This is a genomic window from Flavobacterium sp. NRK F7 (assembly GCF_024054195.1).
In the GTDB taxonomy this organism is placed as follows: domain Bacteria; phylum Bacteroidota; class Bacteroidia; order Flavobacteriales; family Flavobacteriaceae; genus Flavobacterium.
The window spans coordinates 1,478,536-1,499,373 of the sequence record NZ_JAMXLB010000001.1; the positions used below are offsets into that span (position 1 = coordinate 1,478,536).

Below are 20,838 nucleotides of genomic sequence, written 5' to 3' on the forward strand. Positions count from 1 at the left end.
AATAATTTAACAATGAAGCCATTTTAAACTTATAACAAACGTTCATCAACTATATTAGGGATGGTAACTTTCAATAAAGGTTGCGTCTCCATAGCTCTTTTTATTGCAAAAATAGCCCCTTCATTTCTAGCCCAGCTTCTTCTTGAAATTCCATTGTTGACATCCCAAAATAGCATCGATTCTAAACGTCTTGATGCTTCTTTACTACCATCAAGAACCATGCCGAAACCACCATTAATTACTTCACCCCATCCAACGCCACCACCATTATGAATGGATACCCAAGTAGCGCCTCTAAAGCTGTCACCAATTACATTTTGAATAGCCATATCAGCAGTAAAACGGGAGCCATCATAAATATTTGAGGTTTCTCTATATGGAGAATCGGTTCCAGAAACATCATGATGATCTCTTCCTAATACAATATAACCAATTTCTCCTTTTGCGATAGCTTGATTGAAAGCTTCTGCAATCTTTATTCTTCCTTCTGCATCAGCGTATAATATTCTAGCTTGGGAACCTACTACTAATTTATTTTCTTGAGCGCCTTTAATCCATTGAATGTTGTCTGCCATTTGCTGTTGGATTTCTGTTGGGGCAGATTGCATCATTTCTTCTAAAACAGCACAAGCAATTGCATCTGTTTTAGCTAAATCTTCTGGTTTTCCAGAAGTACAAACCCATCTAAAAGGACCGAAGCCATAGTCAAAACACATAGGTCCCATAATGTCTTGCACATAACTAGGGTATTTGAATTCTCTTCCTAAAGTAGGATTTTCATTCATAACAGCTGCCCCAGCTCGAGAAGCTTCTAGTAAAAATGCATTACCATAATCAAAAAAATAGGTTCCTTTAGCTGTATGTTTATTAATTGCATCAGCATGGCGACGTAACGTTTTTTGAACTTCTACTTTGAATTGTTGCGGATTGTTTGCCATCATTTCATTAGACTCTTCAAATGTAAATCCAATAGGGTAGTAGCCTCCAGCCCAAGGATTGTGTAAAGAAGTTTGATCTGAACCTAAATCAATGTGAAGGTTCTCTGTGTCGAAACGTTCCCATACCTCTACGACATTACCTAAATAAGCAATTGAAATGACTTCTTTATTTTCTAATGCTTTTTTAACTCTAGGTACTAAATCCTCTATATTTTCTATGATTTCATTTATCCAGCCTTGTGAATGACGAATATGTGTGATTTTTGGGTTGACTTCTGCACAAACTGTAACACAACCGGCAATATTACCTGCTTTAGGTTGCGCGCCACTCATACCACCTAAGCCAGAAGTAACAAAAAGACTTCCTTGTGGCGATTTTTTTATTTTTCTAAATCCATTTAATACTGTAATGGTTGTACCGTGAACGATACCTTGTGGGCCAATGTACATATAACTTCCGGCTGTCATTTGTCCGTATTGAGAAACCCCTAAAGCATTCATTTTTTCCCAATCATCGGGTTTAGAGTAATTAGGGATAACCATTCCATTCGTTACCACTACTCTTGGTGCTTCTTTATGACTTGGAAATAAACCCATGGGATGACCTGAATACATGACTAAGGTTTGTTCGTCAGTCATTTCTGCCAAATATTGCATGGTTAGTAAATACTGTGCCCAATTTTGAAAAACGGCTCCATTACCACCATAGGTTATTAATTCATGCGGGTGTTGTGCTACAGCATAATCCAAATTATTTTGAATCATTAGCATGATGGCTTTAGCCTGATTGCTTTTTCCTGGGTAGTCTTCTAATGGACGTGCTTTCATTTCGTAATCGGGACGAAAACGATACATATAGATACGGCCATATTTGTCTAATTCGTCCTTGAATTCTGGCAACAAGGTCGCATGATGTTTGGGATCGAAATAGCGAAGTGCATTTTGCAAAGCTACTTTTTTTTCAGCATCTGAAAGAATTTCTTTTCTTTTAGGAGCGTGATTGATTTGCGTTTCATATGTTTTAACTGGAGGTAATTCATTTGGAATTCCCTGTAGTATTTGTTCTTTAAAAGTCATTGTAAGTTATTTTTATTGATTTTTTGTTTTGCGTGAGGGATGGAAGCAAACTACCTTGTAGTGCGAACAGCCCGACCGAAATGAAATGGAGGGCACGCCCAAAATAACAACTAGGGATAACGAATATCTGACCTGTGATAGGTTTTATAAATGGTGATTTTATATCGAACGAATGTAATGTCCATTTTTATTTTTTTATAGTGCCTGTTTTTTTGTCAAAACCATAAGGACAGTGTCGACAACCACTTTTGCAACAATAGCCTCTTTTTAGGTGGTATTTTTCAGTAAAACATTTATAACCTTCTGGAGTATAATAAAAATCTTCTCCTTCAATAAGGGTATTTGGGTCTATTTTATTGTTCATGACTGTAATCTTTATCTAAAATACTTTTTAGATTCCCCAAAAATAAATATTTTTATCCAAGATTACTTATAGTTCTAACTTAAATATGAGTAGTTTTTTGAATTAAATGCAATACTATGATTCTTTTAGTTGTACGTTTTTTTACTAACAAACGCTATAAAGGGATAACGATTTATCCTTTTGTTATTGTAACTCAAGAGGAAGACGGAAGAAATGCTGTTTTGCTTAATCATGAGCGAATTCATATTAAACAGCAATTGGAAATGTTAGTGCTTCCTTTTTTTGTGTGGTATGGATTGGAATTTCTTGTGCGTTATTTTCTGTGTAGAAGTTGGAAAAATGCCTATAGAAATATTTCTTTTGAAAAAGAGTCCTATGCGAATGAAGAAGACCTCGACTATTTAAAGAAGAGGTCTTTTTGGAATTGGATAAAATATATTTAATTCTTTTTAGAAGTTAATTTTGGTTCTTCTAATGGTTTTGGGCCATAAGGTAATCGCAAGTCTTGATATTGAGAAGTGACTTTACCAGATGCATCTACAGTATCTGCACGATTTCCAATAATATGCCAAGAGAAACTTACATTGCTCGTTCCATTATTCAATTCTTTTACTTTGAATCCTTTATCTGACTTTTCAGTAACGTAAACACCGTTGCATTCTCCTTCTAATTGAATGAAAACTTTGAGCGGATGATTTGCGTCTATTTTAAGAGATTTAGCTACTATTTTGTCTAACTCAATATAGGCGGTTCCATTGGTAAGTTGCCCAACACCATAGTCTTCAAATAAAACTTCTGGAGCTTCTGGACAAAACATAACTCTCGGTTCGTTATTTTCATCTGGAATTAATGTAGAAACGGTTCCGTTACCTACAATTTTATAATTGGTTCCTCCTGTAGCAGTTGCATCATTGGCGTGATTGTATTTTAGACCTACATAACTGTAAGATTGGCCACCCGCTGCGGTACCACCTATAAAATAACCACCATATAAAAATCGTACAGTTGTGCCACTAATAGCAGCAATGGCTTGTTCGTTTTTTCCTGCAATACTTGCAAAAGCACTACTGTTATTTGTAGAAACATTGTTATCTGTGTCTAATGAAAAGCTACCTGCAAAATTCCCATTGTGTGCTGCATTATTTGGCGCCCCGTTACCCGTACTGCCATAAATACCAACTCCATTTGTTGCAGAACCCGCTACACCAGCACCTTTTGTTGGGAAAACTCCTGTTATTCCATTTGTTGCCCCAATAACTGCAGTTCCAGTTGCATTGGCATTTCTACCCCAAAAAGCATTCGCTACGTTATCATTTGCAGTACCTGCTACGGCATCATTTGTTCCAGCACCAGCTACAGTTACTTGACTTGCAGTTGAGCCGACTGAGTTAATTCCTATAGTTCCACCACTTAAAATACGCATTCTTTCTAAATTGTTAGTATAAAAATGAACGTTTTGAGTATCTGTTGTTCCTAAAAAGTTGGTACCAGGTGTTGTGCCACTGTTTCCTTGTAGTGACCAATCTAATCCGCCAGATGCTCCAGCAAAAGCAACCCATTTTGAACCATCCCAATAATAAAGTCCAGGAGAAACATTATTAGGTGAAGCTCCAGCAGTTGCCGTATTCCATACAAATGTTCCAGCTAATAAGGCGCCTCCTTGTGGGTTTGTTACAGGAGTAGCCACATTTGAAGCCGTTAATGCTACTCTTGGTGGGACAATTCCTTGCGTGGTTGATGTTATTTCTAAAGCTCCATTTGGAGTTGTAGTTCCAATTCCTACTTGCGAATACGTGAAGGTGCTAATTACAGTAAAACTGAGAAATAGAAGTTTTTTCATGATACTTTATTTTGGGTTATCTGTAAAAATATTGTTTGTAAATCTTAAATGATTACAAATAAATTGCCTTTTTTGTTAAAAAAGCACTTATTTTGATTGATTGAGAGATTTTTTTGTAAAAAAAATCCTCTTCTTTTTGAGAAGAGGATAGTAGTTTTAGAATTATTATTTTTTAAAAAATTATCTTTTTAGTGACTGAATTTCCATTTTTAAGTTTTATCTCTACAAACAAGGGTGCATTGTTTTTTTGCAAGTTTGAGATAATTGTTTCCATAGTGTTTACTTCTTTAAGATTTACTAAGTTTCTACCTAAGACATCGTGTACTTGTACGCTTGTAATAATGTCTTTTGTTGATTTAATAACTAAATTATCAGTTGAGAGGATAATGATATTAGATTCGTTATTTTCAAAATCATTATTGTTTAATGTGTTGTCTGTAAATCTTAATTGGAAACGATTATCTACAGAACCCATTGAACTTGAAAATCGGTACGGGCTTATTCGTAAATCATGAAGGGAATTATTTTGAAGATCTTCTAGAAATATAGATTGGTTGTTGTCTTCAAAAATACCATCTAAGGCACCAATACCAATCGTATGATGTCCATCTTGAGTTAGATACATTCCTAATGGAATAACCTCTGTGGTTAAAAATGGTAGGCCTCTACCTTGTATTGTTAATTTGTTATTTTCGTTTATAGAATAAAGATCAAAATTATTTTTATTAGGTGCGGGTGCATCATAAAGTCTGTCTATAGTATTTGTAGCGCCTTCAATATATCCAACTAATGTTCGTACACTTTGTCCATTTTCAGAAATTAAGTCTAACCAAATTCTATTTTTTTCAACTTCTTGGTTTGATCCATTTCTAAAGAACTGAGTATTATCATAGCTAGCACTTCTCATAGTATTTGTAAATGTAACGTTTTCATTTGTTAGAATACTTGAATGGTTCATTAGAACAAAGAAAGCTTGACCTGCTGCAATATAGCCTCCAAATACTCCTGGTCCTGAAGAACTTCCTGATGCGTTATACGTAATATAATCGCTTAAAGAATAATTGTATTGGTAATTTTCATAAAATGGATCTGCAACAGCTGAACTTGGAAGATTTCCATGAGTCCATACTTTTATAAAACCATCAATATTAGTATTTAAGGTTAAAAAATCGATAGCATCAATTGCTGACGGATATGGGTTGCCAATTAAATTCCAGTTGTCATCATCCTTGGTTATAGGTGTATTCGTAAGTCCAATATAATTGATTCCGTCATAAATATCTCTTTTAATGGGGGTTGTTATGGTGCCATTATTTGGAGTTCCTGTAAAAGTACTCGTTAAAGTTTGTAAAGAGGTGGCGAAAGTATTTGGTGTTCTTACAATATATCCTTTGCCAATGACCATGTTTTCATTTGTGCTAATCCAATTTCCGTAATTACTATCGTAAATACTTGGTAAAGTAGGTTCCCATTTGTAGCGGTAACTTCCAGTTATATCACTTACTGCAAAATTTGATACGGGAGATGACCAATAAATATAATCGTATAATTTTGCTTGAACATCCCTTGTCATATTCATTGTCCCCGTATTTGAGACGTTGTTAATTTGAATTAAACTTGAGCTATTTTCTAAAGTTAAAATACCTGAGCTATTGTTGTTGATCCAGTTAGTAATCGTAATGTTATTCGTTGGGTTAACAGTTAAATTAGCTCCATTTTGAATGGTTAGGTTTAAACCATTAGCCTCATAGTTTGTGCCAGAAATGATTGGGTCATTTGCTGTAACTGGTATAATTACACAATCGGAAGAGGTAGGTATTCCAGTTGGCGACCAGTTATTGCCATCATTCCAATTTGTACTGACTGAACCTGTCCAAGTTTTTCCGCCATTAACAGTAACTGTTGTTTCATCAATTTCTTTTAAAGTTGCTCCTCCACATAAGGTATAGGTAACTTCAGCAGTATATACCGTAGTGGCCGTTGGGCACACATTTATTTGATCTGTTGTTCCTACAACTGGACCAGTTGTTCCTGAGCCTTCATACCATTTTATAGAGGTAATTGAAGTTCCATCTGGTACAAAACGCCATGCTTCATTGGTTACAGCCCAATTACTGTCTAATCCATTTCTATTAGGTGCGACAGTTGCTATTGTACCATCTGCATTTTGAATACCCACTACCGCATTACCGTCATTCCAAGTTCCGGCGCCAAAATTATCGACGTTCTTTTCTTGGATGTATACTTCAATTACATTTGTATTTTCATAAAGAACCATCATACCAGTATAAAGAATGGAGTTTTCATCATACATTGGAACATCGTTCCAGGAAGCAACAAGTGCTCTACATCCTGTATTTAAAGTGATTAATTCCCATCCAACTTCGCCTCCAACTGAAGGGTCAATATCGTGAAATACACCAAATATAGAATTTTCAATCAAAGCGCCATCTCCACTTACAGGTAAGTTTGCTGAGAAACTCCAGTTACAAGTGTCTCCAGGTAAGTTGTTTGTTGTATCAAATGTAATTACGCCATTAGATCCTATTAAACATTGATTGTAAGTGTTTCCATAAAAGCAAAAATCAAAAGGGAGATTGATAATTGGAGACCAAATATCGTCAACATTTACACTTACAGGATTTTTTAAACAACTAAATTGATAGGGTGGATTGTAAGGTATCGATTCTACACTATAAGTAGAAGTATCTCCTAAATTTAAATAGGTAGCTTCTAAATCTACGCAAGTAGAAGCAGCAGAACAGTTAATTGGTGCTGGATCAGAACCATTTAAACTCAAACCTCCTGATGTCACTGACGGACAACCAAGTGTTGTAGTACCTTGGCTATCACCTACATCGCAGGTTGGCATAGTAAATTGAACATAGTTACCCCATGCTCCTTGGCCTAATCCGCCACCGCAATTAGATCGTATCCAAATGTAATATGTGTTTCCTGGAGTTAATCCAGTTAAAGTTATTGAAGTTGAACCACTTCCTATAGAACCAGTTGCAGTGGTTCCAGTGCTTGGAACTGGAGTAGCAGTTGAAGCTAAATAATATTGATATCCATTTGCAGGTACTGGAGATCCTGCCGTCCAAGAAATAGCCACATCTGTTTGAGAAGTTACATTGGCAATAATGTTTGTTGGTCCTCCAGCACAAGGTAATGAACCTAAACAATTTAAGGTGTAATCTTCGGTTTCTCCATATTGAAAATCACCACAAGATGGAGCAGGATTACTTAGATAGGCATTTCGAATTCTCATTCTATAGTTTCCAGCAGGTGTTCCATTAGGAATTGTAATTGTACCTATAGAAGCTGGACTTGATAAGTAACTTGTATTTAATATGTTTTCTCCGGTATCATCAAAATCTAAATCATTATTCCAGTCTACCCAAACAGAATATCCGTAAGTACTAGATGGATGAGTTGCTGTAATATTAAAGCCTAGTCCAGCATATTGGGAAACTGAGAAAGATGAAGTATAGTCTACGTAGCCTCCACTTGTAAACCCAGTTGGAGAATTAGTAAAATTGGTTGAAGCTCCAGAAGTTGTAATGCCGCTTATATAGTAACTAGTGTTTGTAGAATTGTTTGCATTACAATACCCTGTTTTAGCTACACCAGAGGTATATGGACTGTTACATCCATTTGAAGATCTAATTCTGTAATAATAGTTAGTATTAGCGCTAAGTCCTGTTACATTTCTATTAGTAGTAGGATCGTTAATTGTAAAGGGAGATCCTGGTACATTAATTGTGTAACCAGCATCCAATGTTACTTGTAATTGATAGGTTACTGAATTAGCTCCACCGCCAGCACAAGATGGCCATGAAAAATCAATACTCGTTAAAGTTGAATTTGTTGCAATAGGGGTGGGTGTCGAAGAACAAGTTGTTCCATTTCCGGTTAACGGTCCGGATGTATTATAAATTGGTCCTCCAGAGCAACTAGTATTATTGTAGGCATAAATATAATAATAGTAATGGGTATTACCACTTAGTCCAGTACCTGAAATAGAAGTCGAAGTACCACTTTGAACAAATGTTAATCCAGTTCCTAAACTACTTATATTTCCAGAATTATACAATGTTCCATTTGAAGGCTGTGTAGGTGGTGTTGCAGATAAGGATCGAATTACGAGATATCCATCAGCAGTACCGTTAAATGTTGCTGGAAAGGCAGTAGATGTTATTGTTCCAAAAGTAAAGCCATTAGCTTGAGATGATGGAGGTGAACACGGTAATGGTGAAGAAGCGCAAATGCCAAATGTGCCTTGGTTGTCATTTCCATATTCCCAAAAGCGGACATAAATGGTAGCTCCCGGAGTCAATCCAGTTCTTGTAATGGATGACATATATCCATTATTACTGTCGTCATCATCACATTCTAATAAATTGAGGCTTCCGCATGTTCCAGTATACCAAGCCATTCCAGAATCTGTCAATGTTCCAGCTTGTGAATCTACTGTAACGGTTCCGTTGGCAGGAACAGTAAACGAAAACCAAACATCTCCTCCAGAATAGTTTGCGCAACCAGGTGCTGGTGGAGTAGAAGGTGTAGTAGATGCAGTAGCTCCGGTATTAGAGAAGTTGGAATAAGTACAAGTTGAGTTTATAGTTAAAGGTATGGCTCCAGTACAATTATCATTTGTAGGTGCACTTGCTGGAGCTGTAACACAGATACTATTAAGAACCATATCATTGTTATTTCGGTTGTTAATAACTTTGATGTAATAGATACCGTTTGGTAAAACAGTACTAATGGTTTCGGTTTGTGTTCCATTTGCTTGTGTGTCATTAGCACATGCAATTTGGGTTAATCCAGTACAAGATGAAGTTGATGAAATTAATTGAAGAAATAAATCGCGATTATTGCCTTCAGCTGTAATGGTAATGTTTTGTGGTCCGCTAGTAACTGTGAAGGTATACCAACCTTCTCTTCTGAATACATTAAATGCACACCCAGAAGCAATTGGATTGTTTTCAGTTAAATCGGTAATAGTTCCACTGCTACAGGGACCATTAATAGTTAAGCTTGTTGCTGTTGAACAGTTAGAGCCTTGAGAAAAAGAGAGGTTAAAAAAGAAGATTGTTACAAATACTAGTGGGGCTAGAAAAATGTAATTTTTTTTCATATTATATCTATTAAAAGCAAATAATTTAGACCAAAATAAACATAATGTTAAAAAAAACCAAAAAATTATGAATTATTTTTATTTTTTTAAAATTTGTTTAGAGGTAATACAATAAAAAAGCCAGTCATAGACTGGCTTTCCATTTCAAGACATTATTTTCAACTGATATTAAAAGATAATCTTTTTCTTCATAGTAAAACCATTATCTAATTTTACTTCTATAAGTAAAGGAGTATTATTCTTTTGAATATTTTTAATTTCTTTTTCAAGAGAATTAATTTGGTTAATAGTTGTAATATTTCTGCCTAAAATATCATGAATTTTTATCGATTCAATATTTTTAACTAATGATTTAATAGTTAGATGATCACTCGTTAAGATTAAAATATCATTTTCATTCGTTTCAAAATCTTGATTTCCTAAGTTATTAGAGTTATTGTATCTTAGGATAAATCTATTATCTATGTTTCCAGAATTTGAATTAAAACGATATGGAGTAAGTTTTAAATTGTGTATAATTCCAGTAGTAAGATCTTCTAAATAGATGTTTTGATTGGAATCTTCGAAAAGACCATCAACAGCAGCTATTCCGATAGTATAATTCCCGTCTTGAGCAATATACATTCCTATTGCTACTTGATCATTTTCATTAAATGGTAGTGTTCTTCCTTGAATGTTTAATTTTTTATCTGAATTAAGGATAGAATAGATATCGAAATAATTTTTATCTACTGCTGGAGCATCATAAAGACGATCAAGATCATTTGTTGCGTTAGTAATATAACCTACTAGAGTTCTTACTGAAGGGCCATTTTCTTTAGTTAAGTCTAACCAAATTCTGTTGGCTTCTACTTCATTGGTAGCATTTCTATAGAACTGACTATTGCTATATGTTGCGTTTCTCATACTATTTGTGAAATTTACATTTTCTGTGGTTGAAGCAGAAGTGTGTTTCATTTGTACAAAGAACCCTTGCCCAGAAGCTATAAGTCCTCCAAATACACCTGGACCGGATGAGGTACCAGTAGAATTGTAAGTAATGTAATCGTTAATAGAATAATTACTTTGGTAGTTTTCATAAAAAGGACTCGTTGTAGAAGTGCTTACTGCTGTTCCATGTGTCCAAATTTTTACGAAACCTTCAAGATTAGTATTGGTATTTAAGAAATCTATAGCGTTAATTGCAGATGGATATGGGTTACCAATAAGATTTAAATTGTCATCGTCTTTTGTTACTGGAGTAGTAGTTGGTCCAGTGTAATTCGCTCCATCGTAAGTGCCTCTAGATACAGGAATACTTAGGTTTCCGTTATTTAAAGTACCTGTGAAGTTTACAATTTTTGTTCCAGCTACACCTTGTCTAGATATATATCCTTTACCAACAGTCATATTGCCACTTGCACTTACCCATGTACCAAAATTACTTGGATATGTAGGAGCTCTATTTACTGTTGATTGCCAAACGTATCTTGGGCTTCCAGGTAAACTAGTTACTGGGAAATTACTAACAGGTGATGAATAATAGATGTAATCATAAGTGTTAGTTGTAACTCCTTGTCTGGTCATTGTAGTTATTCCTGATCCAGAGTTAAGAGTGTTGTCAATTTGAATAACACTTGTATTATTGTCTAAATTAAATGTACCATTATTTACAATAAACTCTTTTATAGTTAAAGCTTTACTATTTTGAACATTTAAAGTAGAGCCAGATTTTATGGTTAAATTCTTTCCAATTCCATTTGCACCTGTGTTCAATACTGAATTCACTCCTGTGTTAGAAATAATTACACAAGTGTTTATATCAGGAACTCCTACAGGTGACCAGTTATTGGCATCATTCCAATCAGTTGAAGAGCCACCTTTCCAAATTTTAGTTTTATTGGTAACATTAATCGTAGAACTAGTAGAACAACCATTAGTTAAATTGGCATTAGCAGTAAACGAATAACTTGGTGTTTCTAATTGTGTTACTGTTGGTTTAATATATACAGTAGAAATTGGAGTACCAGATGTATAAGGAATGGTACAAGCGGCATCAATATAAGCATCTACAGGTAGGGCACTTGTCCAAGTAAACGCAGGAGTTAAAGGTTTGTCGCCATATAAATGTACATCGTCAATAGCAACTCCATCACACCAACCTGCTTTATACCTGAATCTAAGTTGTAAAGAGGCAATATTAGTATACGAGCTTAAGTCGTATGTTTGTGTTGCAAATTGATTTCCGATTCCTACATCAGATACAAATATCGCAGATGGAATTGCGGTCCATGCTCCACTTCCATTTTTGTATTCTACAATTACATATTCAACAGTTGCACTATTGGCATCATAATAACTTGAAAAATACATTCTGAAAGATAACGTAAGGTTTAAGAAACCAGTGGTGTTAACTGCTGATGATTCTAAAGCTGTTTCTACTTTTCCAAATGAACTTCCACCAGTTGATAAGTCAGAAGTGGTCATAGCAAATTGATTCGGACTAAATCCAGATGAAATAGCAGGGTACCAAACTGGATAGGTTGGGTAAGGAGGTACGTAAGTACTACTTCTAATTTGCCAGTTGGTAATAGCTGTATTAGGACTAGCGATACTGTTGTTGGCAAAAACACCTAAACCGCTTTCGAAATTTTCATCAATTAGTGTGATTCTCTCAGTTGTACTACTAGCAGTAAGAGCAATTATACTTTCTTCTCCGCATACTTCTGGATTGGAGGTTGTAAAAGTAATATTTGAAACGGGTTTTACATAGGCTATAACCTGTGTTCTGAATAATGACTCACAAGTGCCATTAAATGCCGTTACATAATAAGGAGTATCTGTTGAAATAGAAGGAGTAGTCCAAGTAGTAGTATTTGATGTGCCTACTAATACACCTCCCGTTTTTGCAGAATACCATCTGTATTGGGTTGTTCCTGCAGTTCCTGTTGCTCCTAAAGTAACAGTACCTGTTCCACATCGCGTTGCAGAAGCAATCGTTTGTATTTTTGCTGCACAATTTGCAATAACGGTGAAGGTATAATCCTCAGTTTCACCACCACTATTTAAGTTGCCACAAGAAGTAAAACTATTGCTACCTACGTTAATTCTAATACGTATTCTGTAGTCACCAGGTGTTGTTCCAGTTGGTACAACAAAACCAAAAGTAGTATTTAAAAAGGCACTAGTTGATTGATAAACAATTTCTGTGGTATTATCAAACGTATTGTCTTTGTTCCAATCTACCCATGCTTTCATGTAAACTGCGGTATTTCTATTCGTGTCTACAAATATATTAACTCCTTCTCCTTGGGCTTGACTTGCTTTTGGAGTTAAAGAAGAAAAATCTTGAAATCCAGCTGGATTCGTAGAGAAAGTAGAGGTGTTGCTTGAGTTGGTTAAGTTTCCAACAAAATCCACTTGAGAAATATAATTTGCAGATTGTAATCCTGAAGTTACAGAAGGAGTACAATAATTTTGTGTATTTGTGGTTGTAAAACCACTCAATGGACTAGTTGTGTTGTATCTTGGTCCACCAGTGCAAAATGAATTGTAAGAGAATACAAAAACATAATAGGTAGTGGTGTTTGTTAATCCTGAAATGGTGAAGCTAGTGCTATTATCTGTAGAAACTACTATGTTTCCAGCTCCAATGGTACCACCAACTGTATATGTTGAGCCATTTGTAGGAGTTGGTACCGTACCCGTAGTATTATAAACTACTAAATAATTATTTGGCGCTGGCGATGCAGGTGTAAATGAACCTGATATAAAAGTTCCTGTAGGACTTAACAATAAGGCTGTAGGTTGTGCTGTAGGAGTACTACAAGGAGATGCTGGTATTATATCTAAAGTGTAATCTTCTACTTCTCCACTAAAACCAGTTGCACATGAACTACCAGTTGCTGAACCAAGTTTAGATTGTACTCTCATTCTTGTTTGTCCTGTGATAGCACCTGCTGGAACCGTTATTGATAAAGGACATGCAGAACTTAGACCATTTGCCGTATTAGTAGCAGTACCTAAGTTATATGTTTCTCCTGCATCGGTAAATAAGCCATTACCATTCCAGTCAATCCAAACAGTTTGGTAGTTTGTGTTGTTACCATTTGTATTTACAAATACATTTATATTATATGAAACTGTTTTTAAAACGGTTGTTGAAATTGCTGTAAAGTTAGAATAAGCAACATTGGTAGCTGTAGATGTGTTATTGATAGTGTTAAATTGAACGCCTGTAATTCCGTATGAACTTGTGCTTCCTGTTGAAGGACAATAACAAGGTTTGTCAGTAGTGGTAAAATTCCAAACCACTGGCGTGCCAGTAGTAATACCACAAGCGTTTCTTGGTACAATTTTCCAATAATATGTTGTTGAAGCGGCTAGAGCTCCAGTGTTATAGGATGTTGATACTGTGTTTGTAGTTACTACAGCAGGTAAGCTCCCGGCTCCAAAATAAACGTCATATGACGTTGCACCAGCAACCGCTGCCCATGAAATACTTGATACGGCACCAGATCCCATGTAACATATTCCAGAAGTAGAAGTTGTTGGGCTAGGTGTGGTTGCAATAGCTGTAGGAGCGTTGTTAACAACTACTGCTAAGCTACCTTCTCCAATACTCCAACATCCTGTTACGTTATTTCTTGATCTTATATAGTAAGTGCCTGAGGTATTAACTACAAATGTGTTAGCACTATTAGTTGTATTTGTTCCTCCTGAAGTAGTTTGCCAATACCAAGTTTCTCCTGCGGGAGGAGTTCCTGTTCTTGTTAATGTAACTCCAGTTGGGTTACATTGAGGAGAGTTGCTCGTTGGGTTTCCAGGGTTAGCTGGAGTAGCAATTACAGTTAAAGCTGCAGCTGAAGAAGTTGTTGTGCATCCAGATGTTGAAGTAATAACAACATCAAAATTACCTGCAATTCCAGCTGTAGGATTGGTTATTGTTAAAGTGGCTGTTGTAACATTACTGTATGGAGCAGTATTGGTTAAATTTACGCCATTTCTTCTCCATTGGTATGTAGCTCCACCTGTAGCGGTCACGCTAAAAGAACCGCTTCCCGATTCACAAATGGATGTTGCTGTCGGTTGAGAACTAATAACAGGAGTTGTGTCTATGGTTAATGTAGCGGTATTAGAAGTTGTAGAACAGAATCCATTGCTAACAACAACGTCAAATGAGCCTGCTATGGCTAAAGCAGGATCTGTAAGCGTTAAAGTAGCCGTATTAACGCCACTATATGGAGCTGTATTGGTTAAGTTTACTCCATTTCTTCTCCACTGATAAGATGTAGCACCTGTAGCGGTAACACTAAATGATCCGTTACCTGGTTTGCAAATTAAAGTAGAAACGGGTTGAGAAGTAATAGTTGGTGTTGCAACAACACTAAATATACCTAAAGAAGTTGCTGTGCCGCTTGGATTTGTAACACGTACAAAACCAGTAGTTCCTGAACCTACAGTTGCCGTTATAGAAGTATCAGAATTAATAGTAAATGAAGTTACATTTGTTCCTCCAATTGTAACAGCAGTTGCAGTTGAAAAACTAGTCCCAGTTATATTAAAAGTAGAACCCACACATCCACTAGAAGGTGTGAAACTAGAAATTGTAGGTGCAGGAATATTAGAATAAACACAAATAGTTCCAGTCATGTTACTATTTGAATTATACTGTTGAATACGTATTCTATATCTCACACCAGGAGTTGTTGCATACGTTATTGTTTCATCACCAAACCAAGTACTGTCTGAACATGCTATTGCTGTCATTCCCGATGAACACGTACCAGTAAATAAATGTAAAATAGCATCTCCTGTACTGTTGTATGTAATAGTAGTTGAATTAGATGTAGCGTCAAACCAACCCCATGCATCATCTCTGTCTTGAGCATTGCAACCAGAAGCACCATCCCAGTAATCTGTATTGTTGGTTGAATCAAAAGAAACGGGTGTGCAACTTGTTCCAACAATTATTTCTCCTGTCGCACCATCTCCACAATTGTTAAGTTGTCCAAAAGTAACGGTCGAGAATAAAAGAACAAATAAAACAATTAAAAAATTGTTTTTCATTAAGTTATGATTTTTTTGGGCAAAAAAAGAGCATAACTCATTAAATGAGTAAAGTAACTTCATAGACGATTTGGTTAAATTAGTAATTTTTTCTACTGGTTCTTAGCGTATTTTTAACCATAAGCTAGTACAAAAATAATTCTTTTTTTAACATAACCAATAGATTATCTGTATTTTATGTTAAAAAAAGTATGTTTCAGCTGTTTTTGATGCTTTTCATCGGTTTTTTTTTGATAATCAAGTATGATTTTATATGTAATTTTATAAATTCATAAGATATAATTTAGTATCTTTAACATGTATTTTAAAGATTTTATTGGTATTTAATCTGTTAAGTATCAGTGGCTATAAATTTTTAATTATTTTTACAAAGTGTACTAATAAAATTTCTTGATTATGAGAAAAATATTATTTTATTTTTTAGTTTTATTTGTTTTGGATATGAATGCGCAAATGTATGTGAGTCCGAACAGTTATGTTTTTGTTAATAATGCGTATGTGTATGTGGGTCAGGATGTTAATCTTGATAATAATGCCAATATGTATTTGAGAAATAGTTCCCAATTACTTCAAGGAAATACAACAACAAGTAGTAATCGTGGATTGGGGAATTTATCCGTTTTTCAAGAAGGAACCTCAAATCAATATGGTTATAATTATTGGTGTTCTCCAGTAGGTGTGCCATCAGCTTCTGTTGGAAATGCCGCTTTTGGAATTACGAGATTGAATAGACCTACAGCGCTAATTACTAGTTCACCGGCTACAATTCTTCCTAGTGGCACATTAGATGGCGTGGCTACTAATTCCTCTTTATCAATTGCTTCAAGATGGATTTATAAATTTGTTCAATCCAATCAATATGGGCAATGGGCATATGTAGGTAATGCTTCCACAATTAATCCTGGGGAAGGTTTTACGATGAAAGGGGTTTCGGGTACTGATACAGTAATTGTAGATACTAATGAAGGTGTTGCAAATAACCCTGGAAATAATCAACGATATGATTTTAGAGGAAAGCCAAATGAAGGTTTGATTTCTATACCTGTTGGTAATGCAGCAGGTCCAGATTACCCAAATAGGACTTTAACGGGGAATCCATATCCTTCAGCAATCAATTTAAATTTATTTTTATTAGAGAATAGTGGATATACAGTAAATTATAGTACAGGTGCTTATACCTTGACAGGTTCACCTATAATCAATGGTAATGCCTATTTTTGGGAACATCAAAAACCTGCAACTTCTCATTATGTGTCTGAATATGTTGGTGGATATGGTGTATATGTAGCTAATGGAGCAACAGCTTTTTCTCCTGGTACATACACTCCAGCTACTTGGAACACTTATAATTCTGATGGTACTCCTAATTCTAACGGATCTTCGACTGCTAATGCTTATTTAAGAATGTTTGCCCCAGTTGGACAAGGCTTTATGATACAAGGAGTTGTGAGTTCTGGAAATGCACAGATGAAAAATTTATATCGTGCTTTTGTAAAAGAAGCACCTGAAAATAATTCTCAATTTGAGCGTTCCTCAAATGATGAAGTTTCTAATGGAAATTGGAGTCCTATACCAAATATAGCTAATGTTGATTATACTCAATTCACGAAAGAACAAGTTCCTCAATTTAAAATTCATACGATAATGAATGATGAATATACGAGAGAAACGGCTTTAGCTTTTAATGAAATGGCTTCAGATAATTATGACCCAGCATTTGATGCGATTACTCCAGAATCGAGTTTGCCAAGAGATGTTTATTTTCCATTGCAAGGGGATAAACAATTTGTAATCTCAACTTTAGCTTTTGATATTGATAAAAAAATGCCAATTGCTTTTAAAGCAGATATTCAAACTACTTTTAAAGTGAGCGTGAATGAATTGATTAATTTCAATCTTGCTCAAGATATCTTTTTACATGATAAAGAAACAAACATTTATTACGATATTAAAAATAGTTTTTTTAGTATAACACTTCCTCCAGGGGTTTATAAAAATAGATTTGAAATTACTTTCAAAAATCAAGAAAATACTTTAGGTTTAGAAGATGAAATTGTGAAATCTTTTGAGGTTTACCAAAATAATGACAGTCAATTCTTGACCATCTTTAATCCAATGCAACAAGAAGTAAAACATTTGAGTTTATATGATGTTACTGGAAAAATGGTAGTGAATAAAAATAATTTAGGAAATGCGTCTGAAATTCAAGTTTCAACTGCAGGTTTGCTAGACGGTGTATATTTTGTTACTTTATCTACTTTAGAAAATAAAAATATCGATAAAAAAATAGTAGTTTCAAGACAATAGTTTTTTTAAAAATAAAGGAAAACCTCGATTTTATCGAGGTTTTTTTGTTATTTTGTGCAGTGAATCAAAGAATAGATATAGATTTGCCTTATCATCTAGAATTGTATATCAAGAGAGAAGATTTATTACATCCTTATATTTCGGGGAATAAATTTAGAAAATTGAAATATAATGTGGAGGAGGCGCTTAAAATAGAAGCAAAAATGCTCATTACTTTTGGAGGAGCTTTCTCCAATCATATTCTTGCAACTGCTGCAGCTGGGAAAGAATATGGTATTGCAACGGTAGGTATCATTAGAGGAGAAGAATGGGAACATAAGTTAATTGATAACCCTACATTATCTCTAGCAAAAGAATTTGGTATGGAATTCGAATTTGTTTCAAGAACTAGTTACGCACAAAAAGAAGAAATAGGTTTTCTAAGAGATATAAAGCAGCGTTATTCAGGATGTTATATCTTGCCTGAAGGCGGAACCAATTCTTTAGCAATCAAAGGTTGTGAAGAAATTTTAGAGCCTATGGATTATGATTTTGATTATGTTTGTTGCGCTGTTGGAACAGGTGGTACTTTGTCAGGAATTATTAACGCGTCTAATGCAAATCAAAAAATAGTTGGTTTTTCCGCTTTAAAAGGTAATTTTTTATCTGATGTAATTTGTAATTTTGTGACCAAAAAGAATTGGACCATGAATTCAGAGTATCATTTTGGCGGTTACGGAAAGGTAACGGATGAACTGATTGCTTTTTTAAATGATTTTTACCAATCAACCTCAATTCCATTGGACCCAATTTATACTGGAAAAATGATGTTTGGAGTTTTAGATATGATTCAAAAAAGAGAGTTTCCTGAAAATAGTAAGATTTTATTAATTCATACAGGAGGACTTCAAGGTATTCAAGGTGTCAATCAAAGAAGAGGAAAGAAAAACAAAGAGCTATTACAATACACATGATAAAGAAAATAATTTATATAGGTATAGCCTGTATCATTTTTAGTTGTGGTTCTTCAAAAAGTAGAAGGAGTACAACTGCTAAAACTAGAACAGTTGCAACTAGAAATACCAACACTACAAGAAATACCAATCCAGTTATTAGTGCTTCCAAGCCAATTATAGAAGAAAAAGTAGAAGACAAAGAAGAGTTGGAAGCAACCTCTAAAGTTTCTGTTACTTACAGCAATGTGAATGCTTATATCGATTCGTTTAAGGAAGTGGCTAAACAAAATATGCAACAGTATGGAATTCCTGCAAGTATTATTTTGGCACAAGGTATTTTAGAATCTGGTGCAGGGAATGGAAGATTATGTAAAGAAGCAAACAATCACTTTGGAATAAAATGCCATAAAGAATGGAATGGTCCCTCTATCACACATGATGATGATGCTGCTCAAGAATGTTTTAGAAAGTATCAAGATCCTGCAGATTCCTACAGAGATCATTCTTTGTTTTTAACTTCAAGAAGCAGGTATAATAAATTATTTGAATTGGATAAAGGTGATTTCAAAGGTTGGGCTAGAGGACTTAAAGCAGCGGGTTATGCTACAGATCCAAAATATCCTGCAAAACTAATTGGTATCATTGAAAGGTATGAATTAGATCAATACGATGATGAAGTTTTACAAAGAGATAAATCAAAAAAAGATTTTATAGCTCAAGAGGATAAATCTGAATATGAGCCAATAGTACTTTATATAATTCAACAAGGTGATACATTGTATTCGCTGTCTAAAAAGTTTAATTTATCTGTAGAAGAACTTAAAAAAATTAATGGATTAAAAGATAATACATTAGCAATTGGTCAAAAAATAAAAATAAAATAATGTTATACAAAAGAAGTAATCAACTGTTTGTTGAAGCTAATGAAGTTATTCCAGGCGGAGTTAACTCACCAGTTAGAGCATTTAAAGCGGTAGGAGGTACTCCTATATTTATCAAAGAAGCAAAAGGAGCTTATTTATATGATGAAGATGGGAATAAGTATATAGATTATATTAATTCATGGGGACCAATGATTCTTGGTCATGCCTATGAACCTGTTGTTAATGCAGTTATTGAAAAAGCTAAAAAGGGAACTTCTTTTGGTACTCCTACGGAATTAGAAACTAAAATTGCTGCTTTGGCAGTTTCTATGGTTCCAAATATCGACAAAATTCGTTTTGTGAGTTCAGGAACTGAAGCTTGTATGAGTGCCATTCGTTTAGCTAGAGGGTTTACTAAAAAAGAAAAAATAATTAAATTTTCGGGCTGCTATCATGGACATTCTGATTCTTTTCTAATTGCTGCTGGAAGCGGAGCAAGTACTTTTGGAGTGCCTAATAGTCCAGGAGTTACTGAAGGAACTGCAAAAGATACATTATTAGCTAAGTATAATGATATTGATAATGTTAAACAGCTTTTTGAAGCGAATAAAGGTGAAATTGCGGCATTAATTATTGAACCTGTAGCTGGAAATATGGGGTGTATTCCACCAAATAAAGATTTTTTACAACAATTAAGAGAAGTTTGTTCTCAAAACGGTACACTGCTTGTTTTTGATGAAGTAATGACAGGTTTTAGATTAGCAAAAGGAGGTGCTCAAGAATTGTATCAAGTAAAAGCAGATATTGTTTGTTTTGGTAAAGTAATTGGAGGAGGTTTGCCAGTGGGAGCTTTTGCAGCTAGAAACGAAATTATGAATTATCTTTCACCTTTAGGGCCAGTATATCAAGCAGGGACTTTATCTGGAAATCCTTTGGCTATGGCTGCAGGATATGAAATGTTGAAAGCCCTCAATGAAGATCAAAGTATTTTTAAAAGATTAGAAGAAAAAACAGCCTATTTAGAAAGAGGAATTCAAAAGGTATTACAGGATAATCAAGTTGTATTTACAATTAATAGAGTGGGGTCAATGATTTCAGTTCATTTTGATGCGAATCCAGTATATGATTTTGAAACAGCTAAAAATGGAGATAATGACCACTTTAAAAAGTTTTTCCATGATTTACTCGCTAAAGGAATTTATATAGCGCCATCTGCTTATGAGACTTGGTTTATAACGGATGCTTTAAGTTATCAAGATTTAGATTATACCATCCAATCTATTCACGAAGTGACAAGGAAAGAATAGAAAGTATAAAAAAAATGGG

The 20,838-nt window shown here is 34.7% G+C and carries 10 protein-coding genes; 5 read left to right on the top strand and 5 right to left on the bottom strand.

Translation table 11 applies throughout. From position 1 onward, the window contains the following. Nucleotides 1-29 precede the first annotated feature (29 nt). Together NHF47_RS06360 and NHF47_RS06365 are read right to left on the bottom strand one after the other, a co-directional pair. Nucleotides 30-2,015, bottom strand: a complete 1,986-nt coding sequence (locus tag NHF47_RS06360; RefSeq protein WP_252764142.1) for a urocanate hydratase — start codon at nucleotides 2,013-2,015, stop codon at nucleotides 30-32. Between the two features lie 187 nt (nucleotides 2,016-2,202). After that, a complete protein-coding gene (locus tag NHF47_RS06365; protein WP_159780654.1) occupies nucleotides 2,203-2,379 on the bottom strand; it encodes a DUF5522 domain-containing protein in 177 nt (58 codons plus the stop codon). Nucleotides 2,380-2,495: 116 nt separating this feature from the next. On the opposite strand from NHF47_RS06365, the gene NHF47_RS06370 reads away from it, so the two are divergent. Beyond that, on the top strand, nucleotides 2,496-2,822 hold the full coding sequence (locus tag NHF47_RS06370) for a hypothetical protein (protein WP_252764143.1): 327 nt from the start codon (nucleotides 2,496-2,498) through the stop codon (nucleotides 2,820-2,822). Here the strand turns inward: NHF47_RS06370 and NHF47_RS06375 are convergent. The 3 genes from NHF47_RS06375 to NHF47_RS06385 form a co-directional block, all read right to left on the bottom strand. Next, on the bottom strand, nucleotides 2,819-4,219 hold the full coding sequence (locus tag NHF47_RS06375) for a hypothetical protein (protein ID WP_252764144.1): 1,401 nt from the start codon (nucleotides 4,217-4,219) through the stop codon (nucleotides 2,819-2,821). The genes NHF47_RS06370 and NHF47_RS06375 overlap by 4 nt on opposite strands. A gap of 172 nt (nucleotides 4,220-4,391) precedes the next feature. Next, a complete protein-coding gene (locus NHF47_RS06380) occupies nucleotides 4,392-9,359 on the bottom strand; it encodes a GEVED domain-containing protein (RefSeq protein ID WP_252764145.1) in 4,968 nt (1,655 codons plus the stop codon). A gap of 168 nt (nucleotides 9,360-9,527) precedes the next feature. After that, entirely contained in the window at nucleotides 9,528-15,407 is a 5,880-nt protein-coding gene (locus tag NHF47_RS06385) for a GEVED domain-containing protein (protein ID WP_252764146.1), read from the bottom strand. A gap of 396 nt (nucleotides 15,408-15,803) precedes the next feature. Between NHF47_RS06385 and NHF47_RS06390 the strand changes: the two genes are divergently transcribed. The 4 genes from NHF47_RS06390 to hemL are packed head-to-tail and all read left to right on the top strand — an operon-like array spanning nucleotide 15,804 to nucleotide 20,819. After that, nucleotides 15,804-17,714 (top strand): T9SS type A sorting domain-containing protein, encoded by a 1,911-nt coding sequence (locus NHF47_RS06390; protein WP_252764147.1) that lies wholly within the window; start codon nucleotides 15,804-15,806, stop codon nucleotides 17,712-17,714. Nucleotides 17,715-17,773: 59 nt separating this feature from the next. Continuing rightward, nucleotides 17,774-18,667: a 1-aminocyclopropane-1-carboxylate deaminase/D-cysteine desulfhydrase gene (locus NHF47_RS06395; protein ID WP_252764148.1), complete on the top strand. Its 894-nt coding sequence runs from the start codon at nucleotides 17,774-17,776 to the stop codon at nucleotides 18,665-18,667. Continuing rightward, nucleotides 18,664-19,533, top strand: coding sequence for a glucosaminidase domain-containing protein (locus NHF47_RS06400; RefSeq protein WP_252764149.1), 870 nt, complete (start codon nucleotides 18,664-18,666; stop codon nucleotides 19,531-19,533). The genes NHF47_RS06395 and NHF47_RS06400 overlap by 4 nt, the downstream gene beginning before the upstream one ends. Next, nucleotides 19,533-20,819 (top strand): glutamate-1-semialdehyde 2,1-aminomutase, encoded by a 1,287-nt coding sequence (gene hemL / locus NHF47_RS06405; RefSeq protein WP_252764150.1) that lies wholly within the window; start codon nucleotides 19,533-19,535, stop codon nucleotides 20,817-20,819. The genes NHF47_RS06400 and hemL overlap by 1 nt, the downstream gene beginning before the upstream one ends. The last annotated feature ends 19 nt before the right edge of the window (nucleotides 20,820-20,838 follow it).

Bases quoted from the DNA above. Each gene is read 5' to 3' on its own strand.
- NHF47_RS06360 (WP_252764142.1), bottom strand. From the start codon at position 2,015: ATGACTTTTAAAGAACAAATACTACAGGGAATTCCAAATGAATTACCT.
- NHF47_RS06365 (WP_159780654.1), bottom strand. From the start codon at position 2,379: ATGAACAATAAAATAGACCCAAATACCCTTATTGAAGGAGAAGATTTT.
- NHF47_RS06370 (WP_252764143.1), top strand. From the start codon at position 2,496: ATGATTCTTTTAGTTGTACGTTTTTTTACTAACAAACGCTATAAAGGG.
- NHF47_RS06375 (WP_252764144.1), bottom strand. From the start codon at position 4,219: ATGAAAAAACTTCTATTTCTCAGTTTTACTGTAATTAGCACCTTCACG.
- NHF47_RS06380 (WP_252764145.1), bottom strand. From the start codon at position 9,359: ATGAAAAAAAATTACATTTTTCTAGCCCCACTAGTATTTGTAACAATC.
- NHF47_RS06385 (WP_252764146.1), bottom strand. From the start codon at position 15,407: ATGAAAAACAATTTTTTAATTGTTTTATTTGTTCTTTTATTCTCGACC.
- NHF47_RS06390 (WP_252764147.1), top strand. From the start codon at position 15,804: ATGAGAAAAATATTATTTTATTTTTTAGTTTTATTTGTTTTGGATATG.
- NHF47_RS06400 (WP_252764149.1), top strand. From the start codon at position 18,664: ATGATAAAGAAAATAATTTATATAGGTATAGCCTGTATCATTTTTAGT.
- hemL (WP_252764150.1), top strand. From the start codon at position 19,533: ATGTTATACAAAAGAAGTAATCAACTGTTTGTTGAAGCTAATGAAGTT.